We start from the raw sequence: 18,661 nt of genomic DNA, 5'->3' as shown, positions 1-18,661 counted from the left end.
GGAGGACGACCGGTGTTCGGGCGCCGGCCGGGCCGTCAGCGAGGAGTGGCGCAGACGGGACCCGCCTGGGCGAGCATCGGTGCGCCGCCGGCACGCTGCAGGAGCACACCCACCAGGAAGCAGTACTGCTGACCGGGGTTGAGCGGTACGGCCACGCTGGTGTGGGGCAGCCGCCCGCCCGTCCTGGACAGCGCGGTGATGCCGTCCCCGCCGTCCGCCGGGTCCCTGCGGACGACGATCCCGGCGCCGTCCCGCTCCGCGTCCGCCGGCAGCGACCAGGTCAGGACGACCTGCCGTGGTGCCGGCACGGCCTTCAGCCCGGTCGGCTGGTACCGGGTCAGCTCCACCTTCGTGGGCGGCCGGGCCTCCTGGGTGGCCGTGGGCCGGGACACCGGCGGAACCACGGAAGCGCTCCCATGCGGAGCCGTCCGCTCGGGCGTCGAGGTGTGGGCACGGCCATGGCCGACGACGCCGATCGCGCCGGCGACGGCCATGACGGTCAGCGCCACCGCGGCGATGGGCAGCACGCGCTGCGCGGACGGCCGCTCGTCGCGCCGCTCCAGGTCGAGCCCGGCCGTCGCCGGGGGCACCGCCGTGCCCGGGGACGCGGTCGCGCCCGGGGGTGCCGTTGTACCTGCGGGTGCGGTTTCCCCTGGAGGCGGCGTCGTGCCCAGGGGCGCCGTTCCGCCTGCCGGTGCCGCCCTCAATGGTGCGATCGTGCCTATGGGTGCCGTTGCGCCCGGGGGCGCGGCGGTCGCCGGCGGTTCCGCGCTCGCCGGCGCGGTCCCCGCCGCTTCCGCTGCTCCGGGCGGGGCCGGGATCGGGTTCACCGTCGTCCCGTCGATCACGGCCGGCGCGGGCGCCGTGTCGCCCGCCGTGCCGAAGAAGGCGTCGAACGTGGACGGCTTCGCCTCGTCCGCGGATTCCGCCGCGGGCCGCGCGGTGCCCGCGGCCGCCGTGCCCGATCCGGTGACGGTGGCGGCGCCCGCCACGGCCATCTCCCTGGCGCCCTCGCGGCCGAGCGCATCGGCGAACTCCGCGACCGAGGCGAACCGGATGGCGGGGTCGGCCGCCATCCCCCGGTGGAGCACGGAGATCAGGTCGGCGGTGACGTCCGGGCGCCGCAGGTCCGGCAGCGTGTTCGTGAGCTTGCGCTGCAGGAGCACGGCGAGGCCGCCGCCCGCCGCCGCGTAGTGGGCCGGCTGCCCGGCGAGCATCGTGAACAGGGTGGACGCGAGCGCGTACACGTCGGCGGCCACGGTCGGCTCGGCGCCTTCGATGACCTCGGGGGCGAGATGCGCGAACGCCCGCCCCAGCGCGTCGCCCGCGGGCGGAACGCCGCGCCGGGTCGGCGGCGACGGCCAGAAGCCGGTGAGGACCGGAGCCCGCCCGTCATGGAGGACGTACTCGGGACGGACGTCGCCGTGCACCACGCCCGCGCGGTGCGCGGCCCCGAGTCCGGCCGCGATGCGCAGCACGATCCCGCGCGCCTCGTCGGCCGGCAGCGGACCGAAGGCCGTGACGCGGTCGTGCATCGACGGACCGGGAGCGGCGACGGCGACGTACGGGTGCCCGGCCGTGGTGCGTCCCGTCTCGGACACCGGCGCGAGGCCGGGATGCGGAGGTACCGCGGCCAGGACGCGGTGGAGGCGGGCGGTGTCCTCCGGTGTCCCGGCGACGAAGACCATGACCGGCAGACCCGTGGCGTCCTGAACGGCGCGCCAGGCCACGACCGGTCCGCCGGTCGTCACCGGTTCGAGACGGGAGTAGCCGGGCGGGACCCCCGGGTCCGCCGCCCGCTTTGATCGTCGCAACATCACGCCTCCTCATCGACGGGGATTCGGGCCGCGGGAAGCGGGCCGCGTCGCCGCGCGGACCGCCACACCGTCCAGGGCGGCCGGGCGAACTCGCGGAGCCGCTGCCGGTGGCCGATCCGGCCTTCCGCCATCGCCCGCAGGCGGGTGGCCGCCAGCCACGCCGCCGCGGCGTCCGCCGCGTCGGGCGGGCGCGGGGAGAACACCGCCGCCGACAGCCGCGCGGCGAGACCGGCCAGTTCGGCGGTGGCCTCCCGGCCGAGCGACCGGATGGCGCGCTCGGTGACCTCATCGGTGGTCAGAGCCGTCAGGCCGGCCATTCCCGGCAGCCTGGCCAGCTGTTCGGTCGCCTCCTGCCACGCCCCGACCACCTGCTCGTACGGGCCGCCGGAACGACGTCGCCGCCGCACCGACACGCGTACGATCCGCCCGGCGGCGAGATATCCGATGCCGATGACGACCAGAACGGCGGTCACGGCCCAGGCGTAGCGGGCGGCCCGGCCGGGGGACCTGGTCTTTCCGGCCGGGGACGGGCGGGCGGTTCCCGGCGCGGCGAGGCGCCGGGCGGGCGCGGCGGCGACGGCGCGATCGAGGGCGGCGCGTTCGGGGGATTCTCCGACCGATCGGCCGACCGTCGCGGCCCCGGCACTGGGCCGTGGCAGCGGGTAGAACGGCACCCATCCGAGCCCGCGCAGCGCGACCTCGGGCCAGACGACCACGTCGCCGGTCGTCACCTCGTACCGGCCCGGTCCGGTCGCGTGTCCCGGCGCGAAGCCCACGGCGACCCGCGCCGGGATCCCCAGATGGCGCGCCATCAGCGCGAACACCGTCGCGAACTGGTCGGCCGTGCCGCGGTGGCTCTTGTCGTAGAAGAAGTGCAGATGACCGGCGGTACGGCCCGGCGCCGCCCGCACGTCGTAGCGGTACCGCGAGCGCAGATGCTCCTGGAGGGCCAGCAGGCGCTGGTACGGCGCGGCGCCGGGCGGGCTCAGACGGTCGGCGTCCCGGACGATCGACAGCGGCACGTCCGGAGGCACGCGGAGGTCGGCGGCGACCTCGGGTCCGGACGCGGGGGCGGCGCCGGCCGCCCGGGCGACGGACAGGGAGGGGGTCCGGGAGGTCACGGTGTAACGCAGGCCGTCGGCGGAACGCCCGTCGGCCGTCACCAGCACGCCCGTCGCCCGGTCGACGCCCACCAGCGCGCCGGTGACGCCGACCGGACGGTCGGGTGCGGGCAGCCACGCGAGTTCCAGGCCGCCCACCGTCACGGTCTCCCGCACGGTCCGCCCGGGGACCGGGGCGCCACCCGGCAACCGGGTGCCCGCGCGGGTGAAGGACGCCGAGGAGGACCAGTCCCGCCCGTCATAGCCGTCGAAGACCGCCAGCCGCTGGTTGACGGGGTTTCCGGTGTCGACCCGGAAGAGGGGACGGGGCGGTTCGGCGGCCCACAGGGTCGCGAGCGCGAGCGGGCTGATCTGGCGTTCGGTGCGCACGGGCTGGTGCACCAGCGCGCGCGGGTCGAAGGCCGGCCGGTGCCCTGCGTACGGCAGGCGCCCGGCCGCGACGACGGCACCGCACACGACGAGCACGGAGGTGACGGCGGTGGCCGCCCCCCGGCGCGCCGCCGCGCCGCTCCCGACCGCCCCGCGCGGCGGTACCGTGCCGTCCCGGACCGGGGCGCTGCGGGGTGCGGTGCCGCCCCGGGCCGCGAGGACGACGACGGAGGTGCCCGCGAACAGCGGCGCGGCCGGCAGCCCATGGCCCGGCGCGGCGATCCCGAACGCGGTGCCGGTCAGGAGCACCAGTCCCGGCGGCAGCAGCACGAGGCCCGGTGTGCCGCCGACACAGGCCGCGCGGGTCGCCCAGTAGGCGGCCCACCAGACCAGCGTGAAGATCCAGAACAGCACGGCAGGCGTGGCCGGCATCGGCAGGGCGGACGTCAGCGCCGTACGGAATCCGTCGACGAGGCCGCCGCGGATCGTGTCCGGCACGGACGCCGAGCCGGTCCCGAACACCAGCGCCAGGGGCACTCCGGCGGCGAACCAGCCGGCGACGGCGACCGGCAGCGTCCAGCGCCGGACCGCGAGTGTGAGCAGAGCGGGGATCACCGCCGCGAAGGGGACGACGGCCAGCGCCCGTACTTCGGCGAGCGGCGTGAAGGCCAGCCCGCCGACGGCCGCGAGGACGGCTGCGGCCGCGACCGGGATCAGGCCGCCCACCCGGGACCGAGCCGGGGACGCGGCCTCCGGGCCGGGTCCGTTGAACGCGGCGTTAGGGCCGTGCGCGGCGTGCGGTCCGGACGTGGTGCCGGCGTTCTTCGGTTCCCGCAGGGTGGATGCGGCTTCCGGGTCGGGCGCGGTGGGCGCGAGCCTCACGTCCGAGGCGGTCACCGTCCGGCTCCGATCAGCGCGTTCCAGCGGGCGCACGCCTCGGCGGCGCTCGAGGCGGCGATCACGGACGGCCCCGTACCGCCGTCTCCCGGCATGATCGCCGCGCCGCCGTCGGGTGTCCCGGCGGCGGCCGGATCGCCGCGCAGGACCACCAGCGCCGTCCGGTCGTGGGAGGGCGCGACGCGGCGCAGCGCGGCCAGGTCGGCGGCGTCGATCCGCCCGGTGACCGCGATCAGTGCGGTGCCGGTCCGGCGGTGCGGCAGCGTGTCGGCGAGGTGCGGGAGCCGTGGGCCCGCCGCGGCGGTCAGCGCGGCCAGCCGGTCGAGGACGTCCCGGACACCGCCGCGCGCGTCGATCGTCGTGTCACCCGCGACGCACCGGGCCGGGAATCGTAGCCGTACGGCGGCGACCAGCGCGGACGCGGCGACCTCGACGGCCTCCTCGAAGAAGGCGGCGTCATCGTAGGCGTCCGGGTGGACGTCCAGCAGGAGGGTCGTCGCGGGAAGGCTGGTGTCGACGTTCTCCCGCACCATGAGGGTGCCGGCCCGCGCGCTCGACCTCCAGTGCACCTGCCGGAGGTCGTCGCCGGGAACGTACTCGCGGAGCCGGTGGAAGGTCGCGCCGCCGGCCAGGACCGTGTCGGCGACGGGCCCTTCCGGGTTGCGCACCCGGCCGGACGGGACGATCGCCATCGGGTGCGTGGCCGGGTGGACGTGAACGCGCCGTACGTCGCCGGTCGTGCGGGCCGCGGCGGCCAGTCCCAGTGTGTCGCGCCGTTCCCAGCGCAGCGGGCCGGCGTCGAAGACGCCTCGCCGGGTCGTGTCCAGCCGGTAGGTGATCGTGGTCGTGGCACCGGGCCGCAGGAACGGGAGTTCGAGCGGCAGGCGGTGGTCCCCGAGCCGGTCGTGGACGATCGTGCGCGGGGCGGGCAGGCGGCCGGTGTTGCGCACCGTCAGCACACAGACGGCGGTCTCACCGCGGGTGACGTGGGCGGGGTGCAGGTCACGGGACAGCGCCAGCGAGGGACGCCAGGTCACCGCGGCCCAGGCGGCGGCGACCGCGATCAGCGCGGCGCAGCCGAGCACGTCCAGCCGGGGGTAGCCGAGCAGATGACCCCCGATGAGGCAGCACAGTCCTGCCGTCAGCATCGCGGCGCCCAGACGCGTCGGCACGGTTCAGCTCCCATCCGGGACCGGCGTCGAGGCGAGCACCGCGCGTACGGCCTCCCGCGACGTACGGCCGCCGACCTGCGCCTCGGCGGTCAGCAGCACGCGGTGCGCCAGAACGGATTCGGCCAGTGCCTTGACGTCCTGCGGGGTCGCGTAGTCACGCCCGGCGGCGGCCGCGCGCGCCTGCGCGACCCGCAGCAGCGCGATGCCGGCCCGCGGGCTGGCCCCGAGGCGCACGCCGGGCAGCGCACGCGTCCCGGCGATCAGCCGGACGATGTAGTCGTAGAGCGGGTCGCCGACATGGACCCGGCGCGCCGCCTCGATCATCTCACCGACCGCGGACGGGCTGGTCAGCGCCGACGCGCCGACGGCCGTGCGGCCTTCACGGTGCGCCCTGAGCACCTCCATCTCGGCGGCGTGGCCGGGATAGCCCACGGAGATCCGCATGGTGAACCGGTCGAGCTGCGCCTCGGGCAGCGGGTAGGTGCCGTCCATCTCCACCGGGTTCTGGGTGGCGAGCACCATGAACGGGCGGGGCACGTCGTGGGCGACGCCGTCGACCGTGACGTGGCGTTCCTCCATGACCTCCAGCAGGGCCGCCTGGGTCTTCGGCGACGCGCGGTTGATCTCGTCCGCGACGACGATCGAGGAGAAGACCGGGCCGGGCCGGAACTCGAACACCCCCGTGGCCTGGTCGTAGATGGACACGCCGGTCACGTCCGACGGGAGCAGGTCCGGGGTGAACTGGATCCGCCCGGAGGGCACGCCGAGCGAGGCCGCGAGCGCCCGCGCGATGGACGTCTTGCCGACTCCGGGCACGTCCTCGACGAGCAGATGGCCCTCGGCGAGCAGGCAGACGAGCGCCGCCTCGACGACCTCACGCTTGCCCTTGATCGCGCGTCCGACGCTGTCCACGACCGCGGTGAAGGCCTGCGCGAAGTGCTCGGCGGGAACGGGGCGCGCCGGCGCCGTCATCGTCATGGGGTGATCCCTCTCCTCCGCTGGTGCGCCGCCCACGGCCTCTGGAGGGCCGCGGCGGTCCGGTGTCCGTTCGCGGGCGTCATGGGCAGGGCCAGACGCTCTGGTAGGCGTTCGCGCCACCGAGCCACAGCGTGCTGACGTAGCCGCGCTCGCCGCCGTGCTCGATGAGGACCCACTCCGTCGAGCGGACGCCGTCGTCGTCGCCGATCGACTGCCCGCTCTTGTGACAGAAGCCGGTGACGGTCGAACCCTGGGGCGCCTCCCCGGTCGCGGCGCTCGTGTGGGTGGGGTCCTGACGCATCGTCGCCCGGCAGTTCGGCAGGTCGACGCAGGGATTGACCGGGTCGGTCCGCGTCTTGGAGACGTCCACGCTGAAGGACCTGCCGTCGCCGCCCGATCGGGCCTGCGCCGTGGCCGGATCCGACGCGCCGCCGGAGTCCTGCGCCGTCACCGTGAACCTGTACGACCGCAGGAAGACGAGCCGGGCCGCGTCGATCGTGAGCGTCGTGCTCGTGGTCTGGACGCTGCCGGACGAGCCGCCGCCACCGTCGTAGGCGACCGTGTAGGAGACGTCCTTCGGCGCGTCGGCCGGCGGGCTCCACGACACCCGGATCGAGCCGCCCGGCTGCGCGGCGGCGGCCACGTCGCGCGGCGTGCCCGGCCTGGGCACCGCCGGTGGGGTGGTCGGTGTCTCCTGCGGGGTGGTCGGTGTCTCTTCCGGGGTGGTCGGTGTCTCCTGGGGGCTGGTGGGTGTCTCCTGGGGCGCGGTCGGCGTCACCGGCCCGGTGGGCGGCGTCACCGGCGGGGTCACCGGCGGGGGCGTCGCCGATTCGGACGGCGTCGCGTCCGGCGAGCCGGGTGCCGGGGGGACGCCCGGACGACCGTGGTGAGGCCTGCCGGGGCCGGGAGTCCCGCCCGAGCCGGGGATCCTGCTCGGGCCGGTCGGCGGTGCGGACGGCGGCGCGCCGGGCGCGGTCGCCGGCCGTGTCGGGACACCGCTCTTCGGGACGTCGCCGGGCAGCGTCGGCGCCGACGGGGCCCTGGACGCTCCGGGCCGGCCGGGGGAGTACTTGTCGACCGGCCGGGGAGTGCCGTCCCCGCCGACGACGACCGCGTGCGACCCCTGGGTGTCGTTGAAGTAGATCGCGTCGTCCTGCGTGACCGTGTCGATCTGCCCGGGAGTGCCGCCGATGGGGAAGGACGGCTCCCACCGGTCGTGCCGCATCGAGTAGACCAGGACCGAGCCGCTGTGCTCGTCCGGGACGTAGACGGCGTCGCCGTGCACGACCGGCGCGTCGAGGTGCGGGTTCCCGCCGGTGTCCAGCGGCACGGACCGGACGCCGTGCGCGTCGACGTCGACGACGAAGAGCCTGCCGGCGGCGGCGTCGACCAGCGGAAGCCGGCTCTTGGCCTGTGTCGCCGGGGCGAGCAGCGACGCGTCGCCGCCCGCTCCGGGCAGCGTCGCCGCCCAGGCGACGCCCGTGCCGGTGACCACGCTGACCCGGCCCTTCGTCGCGTCGACCACGACCGGCCGGCCGCTGACGATCGACACCGCGAGGGTGGAACCGCGGCCGCCCACGTCGACGGGGGTGCCCGGGCCCGCCTGGGTGACGGGAACGACCGTGCCGTCGTCGGAGCGCGGCAGCCACAGCGTCCCCTGGGCGTCCACCCCCGCGGTGCCGAGGCGCCCCGGGACGCGGATCGACGGGCCGACGTTCTGCAGCGTCGACAGGTCGATGCGCTGCGCCGTGCCCGCGTCGTAGTCGACGAGGTAGGCCGCCTTCGGCCCGGCCACGAGCCGGACACCGGGCACGGTGGCGCGGGCCGGGCCCGCGGTGAGCCGGCCGGAGTCGATCTTGGTCAGGACGCCGGTGCCCGGGTCGTACACGAGGATGTGGTCGCCGTCCTGGCTTATCTGCAGCCGGTGCCCCGCCGTGCCGGGCAGCACGATCTCCGCGGACGGGCGCCCGCTCGTGCCGTCGACCAGCGTCACCGACCCGCGTGGCGTCGTCCCCAGCCACGCGTTGCCGGCCCGCGTACGGTACGAGGCCGCGACGACGCCCTTGCCGGCGGCGAACGCGAGCGCCGCCAGCAGCAGCGTGATCACCAGGCCGCCGGCGACCGCGCGGCCCGGCGCCGGGCCTCCGGTCACCGCGCCGAACAGGCGCCGGAGCGGGATCGGCATCTTGTCATGGCCGAGCGCAGCCATCCGTCTCCTCGCAAGGATCGATGATGCGGAGCGGTAACGTCTGCGCCGAATTCTCGTCTCGGCGGGTGCGCGTTCCGATCACCCGTTTCGCACACCCCCGCGGACGGCCGTCGTCAGGAGCCGAGGTCCTCCGGTATGAGGCGGACGAGCTGGTCCCGCGTCGGTTCGGCCACCGCCGACAGTCGCCGCGCCTGCCGCTGGATCATCTCCTCCAGCACGACCCGTGCCGTACGGCCGTTGCCGAAGTGGCGGTCGCGCGGCATGGCCGCGAAGTGGTCGAGCAGGACCTGTTCGGTGTCCTCGGACAGCTCGTAGTGCAGCTTCCCGGCCTGTTCGCCGACGATCGTGACGAGTTCTTCGGAGGAGTAGTCCTCGAAGGTGATGGTGCGGGTGAACCGCGACGCCAGACCGGGGTTGACGGCCAGGAACCGGTCCATCTCGTCCGGGTAGCCGGCGACGATGACGATGACCTCGTCGCGGTGGTCCTCCATCAGCTTGACCAGTGTTCCGATCGCCTCTCGCCCGAAGTCGTCGGAGCCGGAGGAGAGCAGGTACGCCTCATCGATGAACAGCACACCCCCGCGCGCCTTGTCGAACGCCGCCTGCGTTTTGGGCGCGGTGTGCCCGACGTACTCCCCGACCAGGTCGACACGGCTGACCTCGACGAGATGTCCCTTGGCCAGCACGCCGAGCGCGGCGAGGATCCTCCCGTACATGCGTGCCACGGTGGTCTTGCCGGTGCCGGGACTGCCGGCGAACACCAGGTGCCGGCTGAGCGGCGGCGGCGGCAGGCCGGCCCGCTCCCGCTGCTTGGCGACGAGCGTCAACGTGACGAGGTCTCCGACCTCCTGCTTCGCCCGGGCGAGACCGATGAGCTCGTCGAGTTCCGCGAGCAGGTCGTCGAGATCGTCGGCGGTGACCGGCCCGGACCGGTCCCGCCGCCTGTCACCCTCGGTGGCCGGAACGGTGGCCGAGGTCGCGTCGAGGCCGGCCGGCGCGACGGTGCCGGCCGCGGCGGTGCGCTCCGCGACCCCGAGCGTCAGGGTGTAGCGGCCGTCACCGTCGGTGCCGCCGAGGACGCCGATCGGCGTGCCCTTCGTCTCGTTGATCAGGCAGTCCTCCAGGGCCGCCGCGGCCTCCGGGTCCGCGCGGACGCCCTCGCCGGGAACGTGGGAGACCGTGCAGCGCCGGAAGTACGGCGCGGCGCCCCGGCCGACGCGGATCCCGGCGTGGCCGATCCCGTTCCGGGACACCACGCACTCGTCGAACGAACCGCTCGCCTCCTCGACCGCGATGCCGTGACCGGCGACGTCGCTGACGATGACGCGGCGCAGCGCCGGGCTGCCGCCTCCGTCGACGGCCACGCCGTCGGCGCCACCGGTCCGTACGAGGCAGTCCTCGAACGTGCCCTTGCCGGCGCTCACCTGGATGCCGGCGCCCTGAACGCCCTCGACCGTGAGGGAGCGGACCATCGGATCCGCGCGGCCCGTGACGTGGACGCCGTGCCCTCGGGTGCCGCGTACCTCGCAGTTCTCCAGCAGCCCGGTCGCGTCCTCATCGATCCAGAAGCCGTAGCTGTCGCCGCCGGAGATCTTGATGCGCCGCATGACCGGGTCGGCGCCGCGGTCGACGGCCACCGCCGGCTGCCCGGCCGCGCTCACCGTGCAGTCGTCGAAGCCGCCGTGCCCGCCGCTCGTCACGTAGATCCCGTTGCCGTCGGGGCGGACGATCGCGCATCCTGTCACGATCGGATCGGCCGCGCTCGTGACGAGGATCCCGCCGCGCCGCCCGCTGATCTCACACCGCTCGACCCGCCCGCGCGCGCCGTCACGCACGCTGACGCCGAAGCCCGCCGATGTCACCCGGCAGTCGCGGATCAGCGGATCCCCGCCGACGACGGCGATCCCGCCCGCGTGCTCGGCATGGACCTCGCACGAGTCGATCAGGCTGTCACCGGCGTCGACGCGCAGCGCCGGCTCGGCGGCGTCGCCGCCCCGGACGGTCAGCCCCCGCACCGTGGCGGCCGCGGCCGACATCACCAGCGTGACACCACGGTGCGACTGCACGACGACCGGGCCCTCACCCTCGATCGTCACGTTCTTGGTGACGGTGAGGTTCTCCACGTACGTGCCCTGGGCGATCGTCAGCAGGTCGTCGTCCACGGCCGCGTCCAGGGCCTCACCGATCGATGCGAACCCGTCCCACGCGCCGCGCTCGACGCGAAGCGTGCGCTTTCCGACGTTATCGGCGGCCTCACGGCCGTACAGATCGGTCATCGATCGCCTTTCCCGGCCTCCGGCCGTCCGGCAGCCGTCCTGGCGGCGTCGCGCATGCGGTCGTGAGCGTCGAGCGCGTCCAGGAGCCTCTGGATGAGATCTTCTTCGGCGGCCGGGACGGCACGCCGCATGGCGTCGAGCAGGAGGTCGTGCTCGCGCCAGTTGAGAAGGTCGTCCCGCAGTTTCGCGGTGGTCGCGTCTGCGGGCAGGTCATCGACGGCGGCCTTGACGGCACGCCGGATGATCGCTTTGAACTGATCGTGATAGGTGGTCCTGCCGGTGCGTCCGTCGATGCTCACCGCGTCGTTGAGGAGCCGGGGCGGTCGTTCTCGGCGGGAGAGCCAGCGCAGGTAGGCGCGGGCGTTGAGGGTGTCGGAGCGGCGCGCGGGGTCGAGGAGGCGGAGCCGGACCCTGTTCCCGCCGACGGCGCGGAGGATGGCCTCCAGGGCGGCGTCGAGGTGTTCGTGTATCGCCGGGAGGTCCGCCTCGTCGGGACCGCCGCCGAGGCGGACTCGCCGGAGGATGCCGGAGTCGAGGCCGTGTGGTCCGACGTCGGTGCTGTAGGCGAGGGCATTGCGGAGGAGCTTCGACAGCTCGCCGGACAGGGGCGTGCCGGGCGGCCGTGTCTCCAGGCCGTCGAGCGCGGTGTCGACGGCGGTGTGAGCGTCGCCGAGATGCTCGGCGTCGAACAGCGCCTCCGCGTACTCCGGGTCCGTCTCCGGAATCGCGATCTGCCGCTGGTCGATCACTTCGGAGGTTCCGTCGCGGCGGATGACGTGGATCCGAGCGGGCCGGCCGAGATCTCGCGAAGCATGCTCCAGCAGGTAGGTATGGGAGTACGGCGTGTGCTGCAGGGCGAGGAAGTCGGAGATGGAGGGGCCGTTTCCGGCCGCCTGGCCATAGGGGTGGCTGTGCATGAGGACCAGCCAGCCCGGTGGCGGAGTGATGCCCGCCGGGCCGCCCGAAGCGATGGCGATCCGCGCCGGTTCCGTGTCAGTCGCCGGGTGGTACAGGACGCCGTGCTCCAGCCCCTGGTTGTCGTAGAGGCGGTCTCGCATGACGGTGAGCACCCATTTCCACTCCGCGGGAGTGAGCGGCAGGGCACTCACCTCGGCTCCTCGGCGGAAGGACGCGCCGGTGACGAAGTCACGTCCGCCCAGCACCCGCACGTCGCGGATCGTGGCGGGCCGTTCGTTGCGCGGATCCGTGAAGTCGACGGCCAGCGCGTCGACCGGACGCTGTGGCCGCAGATCAACGCCCTCCTCCTGCGGGGCGGACCACACGTCGTTCCCGAGAGGGCGGTCCTCAGGTGCGCTGGTCCTGTAGGCCCGCGTGCGGAGCCGCCCGCCGGCCTGTGCGCCCTCCTCGGCGGACCATGCCCGGGTACGGACCGACCCGATGGAGGCGGTACGCAGCCGTGCGCCCGGAGAGGGCAGCGCGGCCAAGTGCTCGCGCAGCATGCCGACGGCGTCGGCGTGTGACCTGACCGCCTCCGCCCGGACCGCTCCCGGGCTGCTCAGGACGAGGCGCTCGACCTGGCCGATCAGGTCCGCCACTTCCGCGGCCCGGTCCTGAGTGATCGCTCCGTTCGCCGAGGCCTCGGCGATCCGCTGCCGGGCCTGCCCGACGAGCTTGGCGGCCTCCTTGCGGATGACCTCGGCGACCTCGGCCGGCACGACCTCGGCCGAGGACCGTTCGGGCGCCCGCTTGACCGGCGGGTCCGGCTCCGTCTGGACGGACTCCTGCTCCGGCGCCGTCCGGTGGGGGGCGGACACTTCGTCGCCGGCCCAGTACGGCTCGGTGCTGCGCCGAGCGGCCGGATTCCTCGGGTCGTAGGAGGGGAAGTGGGTGCTGAGTTCCAGGCGCGCCCTCCGGGCCTCGCCCTGAGTCTGGCGGGCGAGTCGCTGGAGGTGGCGGACCAGTTCGTTGATCCGGGGGCGGTCGCCCGGGGTTCCTTCTCCTCTCACCAGCCGGTCCAGCGCGGCCTTCGCCTCCTCGCTCGGCAGGTCTTCCTCGACCTGGTCCAGATGTCTCATCAGGCGGCGGACGGTGAAGGGGTCCGGTGACCAGGACGCGGGGCGCTGGGGATCGCGCAGTTCGTCGATGAGTTCCAGCCAGACACCGACGTCCTTCGACAGCGTCAGCGTCTTGACCGCACTTCGCACGGAATCGACGAGCTTCGGGACTTGAATGGATTCGCCGCGCAGGATCTGGTACCTGCCCGAGCGGAAGTAGACGATCCGGTCGTGGGTCGCGTCACCCGGCACGATCTGCGCGGCCTGGTACGGCGAATCCCGCAGGGCCCCGATGTCGCCGTCCTCGCCCGAGGGACGCCGGATCCATGGCGACTCCGAGCCGTCGAACTGAGGATGGCCGTGGACGAACACCGAACTCGCCCGGACACGGTGGCTCCCCCCGCGGACGACCACGACGTACCAGATCGGCTCGCCTGGTCCGGCGTCCATGTCGATCGCGAGCTGATAACCGAACTCCATCTTGTAGTGGAGCGTCGCCCGCCGCAGGAACCGGTCCAGCCGGGCCCTTTCACTCTCGTTCAGCACGGGAAGACCGCGAGACCGGAGCGGAACCCTCGCCACCACGCGCGTGCGGTAGTTGCCGGCCTCGGCACGCACCCAATCGCGCGCGGTCAGGATCCAGTCGTACGCCTTCGTATCCACGCCGGGCTTCGACACCTCGACGGAACCGAGGGCGCCGGTGTCGTGCAACAGGTCCAGGAGGGAGTTCGCGAGATGCTCGAACCGCTGCGCCAACGGCCGCAGCGCGCCGTCGACCTCGGCGATCCCCTCCGCGTCGGCGAGCAGACCGTCGATGTAGCCCAGGATCGCGTCGCGGTCCTGCGCGGACAGGCGGCCCGGACCCTGCTCCTGCCACACCGTCAGCGCCGCCGCGATCCGGTCCAGCTCGGCTTCGCGGCCCGCTCCGTCCGGCGTCCCGTCGTATTCGATGAGGCGCTGGGGGATCGGCTGCCGCCGCGGTGCCAGGTGCGGCTCACCGAACGCGGGGCCGTTCCGGCCGGATGGCCGGCGGCCGGCCGGCGGTTCGTCGGCGTGGCCGGGGAGGTCGGCGGGTGTGGGCAGGCCGGACCGTTCGTGGTCGGACAGCGTCGGCCACAGGTCCTCGTACTCGCTGAGCAGCGTGGCGCGGAAGGCCGACAGGGCGTCGATGTCGGGCGCGAACGCCTCGCCGCGCGCGTAGCGGAAGGCCGCTCTCTCCAGCCGCGCCGCCTGTTCCGCGGTCGGTCCACCAGGGGTGTCCAGGAGCTGGAAGAGCAGATCCGCGAACGCCGAACCTTGCGGGCTCGTCATCGCGAAGGCCGCGCCGCCGGTCGTCACCTCACTGAGGTAATCGACGGCATCGACGATGGCGTGAGCGCGCGCCGCGCCGGTGGCCACGGGACCGCCGGGCAACGCGGTCATCCGCTGGTCGGCCTGTGCGGCGGCCCGCCGTAGCTGCTCGGCCAGGACGCTTCTCAACCGCTTACCGAAGGAGAATTCGGTGAGGGGCCTCTGCCGATACGCGGCCTTCGTAGGGGCCGGGCCGAACTGGACGAAGGCCCATTCCTCCGAACCCGGTGTGACCGGCCCGGCGACGAACCCGTACGGCAGGAGGCCGGTCACGGAGTGGTGGTCGGTCGTGCTGGGCGCCGCATGGCTCCGCCGTGTGTGCGTGTGCAGGATCGGGATGGGCTCCTCGTATCCCTTGACCAGCCCGGCGACGTCGAGGTTGGCGGGGTTCTCACCGACGGTGCTGTGGGACACCAGGATCCGCGTCCCGCCGGGCTCGGCCCTCAGCGAGGTGAGCACCTCTTTGCCGAACGCGACGGTGTAGGCCCGGATCCAGGAAAGCAGGTTGCGCACCTCGTCCTCGACGATCCCCAGGTCGTCCCCTGCGACGAAGATCTCGGCGAGCAGCGTTGGCACGTGGTCGCCCGCGGGTGCCTTGACACTCGATCTGGCCGGCACGTCCTCGTTCGTGACGGCCGGGTGGACCAGGCCGTCGTACGGGTAGACGAATCGGCTCTTGTCCGGATGACGCGGCCGTACGATCTCCGGGGTGGCCGTCGAACCCGGTGGGGTCGCCTGGTGCGCGGCGGGCACCGGGATCAGCGGGTCCGATCCCGCTTCGCCGAAGACGGGGCCGCCGGCCGGGCCGGATTCCGTGGGCGGCGCATCTTCGGCGGCCGGTTCGACCTGAAGGTGGATCGCGAAATCCGCCAGGACCTGGTCGCCCGGTGCGACGCCGTACGCCTGCAGCAGTTTCGTCTGCTCGGCGACCGTCGTGTATCCCTGGGTTCTGATCAGGGACTCCGCCGTCATCGCGTTGCCACCGGTGATCCAGACGGCGGTGACCTTCCCCCCGCTCTGCGTGATCGAGTTCTTCGCGTACCGCACCGAGTGCGTGGCCTCGATCGCCCGGTTCCGGTCGAAGGGGAGGCCGGGGTGCTCCGTCTGCCACTCGCGCTCGAGCCGTGCCAGCCGCAGGATGGTCCTGACGTTCGCGATGTCCTGCACGACCACCTCATGAGGCCGGGCGAACAGCTCCGGGTCACCCGCGGCCTCCGCCAGCCGCTTCATCTGCCGCATGGTGATGTACGTCTCCAGCGGCGTGCCCCGGCCGGGCACCATCTCCCGCTCGTGCCGCACCCAGTGCGCACCGTCGGGGAACTTGAGCACTTCGCTCTTGTAGGAGAGTTCGCCCGTCGTGGTGTTGAGGATGCGGATCAACGTCCCCGTGCCGGGCACCTCGCCGTTGGTCACCTTGGTGGCCATCGAGACCGTGTCGCCGTTGTGATAGGGCCCGTAGTCCTTGAACTTCCACGGTCCGACCGTCGTACGGCCGGGGTCGATCTCCTCCCAGAGGCCCGGCACCATCGTCTCGACCCGGACGTTCGCCGCCTCGCCCGACTTCTCCATGCTCGGCAGGGCCGCGGCGGCGGATTCCTCCTGCTTCGGAACGAGCCCGTCGCCACCCGCCTGGCCACCGGAGGAGGCCGACGCGTCGAAGCGGAATCCGTCCGGGGCGGGCAGCCGCGCTTCGTGGGGACCCGCGTCGAGTCCGGCCAGCTGTTCGAGCAGTGGTCGGAAGAGCTGGTTTCGGATGAGCGGGTCGGTGTTCTTCCCGGCCGGAATCCCCAACCTCTCGTCGAGCATGTCAGCGAGGGCGTCGAGAAGGCCCTGCTTACGCGGGTGCTCGTCGGGCAGCGGTGTGATCAGATCCCGCAACTTCTCCAGCGCCGAGCGCAGGTCGTACGTCTCCGGCACGGTTCGGCCGCCGAGCCCGTCCAGCATGCTCCGGGCCTGCTCGTGCAGCGCCGTCAGCGGGTCGTCCGAGGACACGGAGGCCGCCTGTCGCCGCGGAACGGGCACCTTCACCGCGGCGTCCGGCGTCTCGACCGAGACGGTGCCATCGGCCGCGTTCGTCTGCGCCGTGGACGGCTGGACCTTCTTCACGGGCTCGCCCGGTATCGACTCGACGGTCCGTCTCGGTATCTCGGACACCGTGCCCGTGATCTTTCCCGGCTCCTGCGGTACCGGTACGGCGGATTTCACCGGGTCCTGGGGAACGTCGGCCGTAGGAGTCACCGGTTGCGTCTCGGTGACGGCTTCCGTCTGCCCGGGAGGCCTCGATTCGGCGGGGACGACGTCCTGGTCGGTCGAGCCGTTCCCCGTCTCCTCCGGCAACGCCGGCATGGGCCGCCGGCCGGCGGGGGAGACGGGCTGGTCCGCGTCGACGGTTCGGCCCGGCTGCGGTGGGGTCTCCACCGTCTCCCCGCGCGCCGGGGCGGGGAAGGTCGGCTCCACCTTCCCCGTGCGGCCGTACGAGAAGCGCTGCGTCTCGCCGACGGCGATCGTCGTGGTCCCGAGGCCGTCCGGATACTGCCGGAGGGTCATGCCCTCGAATCCATTGCCGGTGAAGGTGAAGAGCCCCTCGGAGTCGCCGGGCTGCCACTTGTCGCCGTAGAACTCGAACTGCCCGCCGGCCGGGTTCCTCCTGATGAATCCCAGGCGTCTGAGCCGCCGGTCCGAGCCCGCCATGTACAACTCGGTGGAACTCCTGTCGGCCCGAGACGAACGCATGCCGCCAAGGCCGGACGGCGACGAGTCGAAGGAGACCTTTCCCATGGGACGGGTCGCCGCGATCACACCGCCGTCCTGGTCGTAGACGACCCACGAGTCCTTGGGGAGTTCGACGGTGGTGACGACGTCACGGCCGCCGGTGTCGTCGACGACCTGTACCTTCATCTCGTCGGTGAGCTTCTCGTGCACCTCGATGACATGAGGGTCGCCCTGACCGTCGAAGGCGCTGATGGCGACCTTCCTGTCGCCGAGAGCCTCGGTCTGGAACAGAGGACGCGCCTTCCCGTCCTCGACCGAATAGGCGATGTGCTTGTCGTACGCGGTCTTGAGCGGAACGCTGTCGGGGGTCTTCGCCGACGTCGCCGGGCCATCGACCACACCGACCTTCTCGGACGTGAGGACATGCACGGTCGACCCGTTGAGCGCGTAGTCATTCACGGTGCCGTCGTTGTAGACGACGTGAAGGGACGGGTCGTCCAGGCCGGTGGCGCCCGGCGACGCGTGGCCGATGATCCGGCCGGTCTCAGGGTCGATGACGTTGAACGCCCACCGGTCGGCCGATACCGGCCCGCCCGCCGCCGGGTCGATGACGGATATGCCGGGACCGTCGGGATCTATCGTCAGCCCCTTGTCCGGAGCCATGAACAGCGTGCCGCCGTCGGGACTATCGATGATCAGGGTCGGGCGTTGAGTGAAAAGATCACCGATTCGCCCTCCCAGCAAGGCGCCGACGCCGACGCTCGACCCGAACTCCCCCCAGTCCCAGCCCCGATGCTCCGGGCCGAGGATGTGTACCAGCTGGACCGGAACATCGCCGATCCCGCCGAGCAGCGCGCCCATGCTGCGGGTGATCACTTGCCGGAGGATCGGGCTCGCGTTCTGCATGACCGGTTTCAGGAACGCGCCGGCGAGGCCTCCGACGCCCCCCATCACCGCGCCGGACACCGCGCCGATCAGCGCGGCGTCGGCGACCTCGACCCAGTTCACCTCTGCGGGCGGTTCACCGATCGACTGCCGATAAGGATCCCAGACGAGCGTGTTCTTGACCTCTTGGGACACCAGGTCGATCATGCCGCTGATGAAGGCCATCTCCAGGGCGGGCATGACGATGTTGGTCACGATCGGGACGGCGATGCTCACCGCCCAGCCGAGTCCCCACGCCACGAGCTGCCCGGCGAGATACGTGGCCGCCGCGTCCACGCCGAGGTAGGAGAACAGGCCGGCGACCAGCCCGCCCTCGCCGCCGATCTCAATGGTCAAGATGAAGAGGACGACGGACAGAACGGCGAGACCCAGGTCGATGACCTCCGCGGTCTTACATGCGATCACGTATTGTTCGATCTTCGACGCGAGGTCTTCGAGTTGGTCGGCCGTGTCGAGGATCTGCGAGTGCAGCGCGGGCAGGATCGGCTGCAATGGCGTACCGTGCGCCATCGCCTCATTGCTGAGCTGGCTGAAGGAGCCGGGTGAGTACCCGTCGTTGGCCGTGCCCGTGAAGTTGACCGCCCAACTCAGCAGGAACGCGTCCTTGGCCGGTCCGTCCCAGTTCGCGAGCCCGGTGGCGAGGATCGTGTCACAGTCGCCGGGGACGTTCTCGATCTTGGCGGCGTACGTTCTGCATGCGGCCGCGGCGGTGCGCAGCGGTTGCACGTGGTTGTGCGCGTCATTCGCGATGTTACGGAATATCCAGCTCAGGTCGGGCGGTCCGGTGATGATCACGGCCG

7 protein-coding genes are annotated in these 18,661 nt (G+C 73.0%); all 7 read right to left on the bottom strand.

Going from position 1 to position 18,661, the window contains the following annotated elements:
* Positions 1-35: 35 nt before the first annotated feature.
* A complete protein-coding gene (locus NE234_RS18445; protein WP_252781573.1) occupies positions 36-1,817 on the bottom strand; it encodes a protein kinase domain-containing protein in 1,782 nt (593 codons plus the stop codon).
* Positions 1,817-4,204, bottom strand: coding sequence for a DUF3488 and transglutaminase-like domain-containing protein (locus NE234_RS18440; protein ID WP_252781572.1), 2,388 nt, complete (start codon positions 4,202-4,204; stop codon positions 1,817-1,819). Before NE234_RS18440 ends, NE234_RS18445 begins: the two co-directional genes overlap by 1 nt.
* Positions 4,201-5,376 (bottom strand): DUF58 domain-containing protein, encoded by a 1,176-nt coding sequence (locus NE234_RS45370; RefSeq protein ID WP_252781570.1) that lies wholly within the window; start codon positions 5,374-5,376, stop codon positions 4,201-4,203. Before NE234_RS45370 ends, NE234_RS18440 begins: the two co-directional genes overlap by 4 nt.
* Before the next feature lie 3 nt (positions 5,377-5,379).
* Positions 5,380-6,354: an AAA family ATPase gene (locus NE234_RS18430; RefSeq protein WP_252781569.1), complete on the bottom strand. Its 975-nt coding sequence runs from the start codon at positions 6,352-6,354 to the stop codon at positions 5,380-5,382.
* Positions 6,355-6,433: 79 nt separating this feature from the next.
* A complete protein-coding gene (locus NE234_RS18425) occupies positions 6,434-8,563 on the bottom strand; it encodes a fibronectin type III domain-containing protein (RefSeq protein WP_252781727.1) in 2,130 nt (709 codons plus the stop codon).
* Positions 8,564-8,676: 113 nt separating this feature from the next.
* Entirely contained in the window at positions 8,677-10,839 is a 2,163-nt protein-coding gene (locus tag NE234_RS18420) for a right-handed parallel beta-helix repeat-containing protein (protein WP_252781567.1), read from the bottom strand.
* Positions 10,836-18,656, bottom strand: coding sequence for a hypothetical protein (locus NE234_RS18415; protein WP_252781566.1), 7,821 nt, complete (start codon positions 18,654-18,656; stop codon positions 10,836-10,838). The genes NE234_RS18420 and NE234_RS18415 overlap by 4 nt, the downstream gene beginning before the upstream one ends.
* Positions 18,657-18,661: the final 5 nt, after the last annotated feature.

The organism is Actinoallomurus rhizosphaericola, assembly GCF_024055675.1.
GTDB classification, from domain to species: domain Bacteria; phylum Actinomycetota; class Actinomycetes; order Streptosporangiales; family Streptosporangiaceae; genus Actinoallomurus; species Actinoallomurus soli.
Note: the sequence above shows the minus strand (reverse complement) of the source record. Positions and strands in the feature narration are given on the sequence as shown.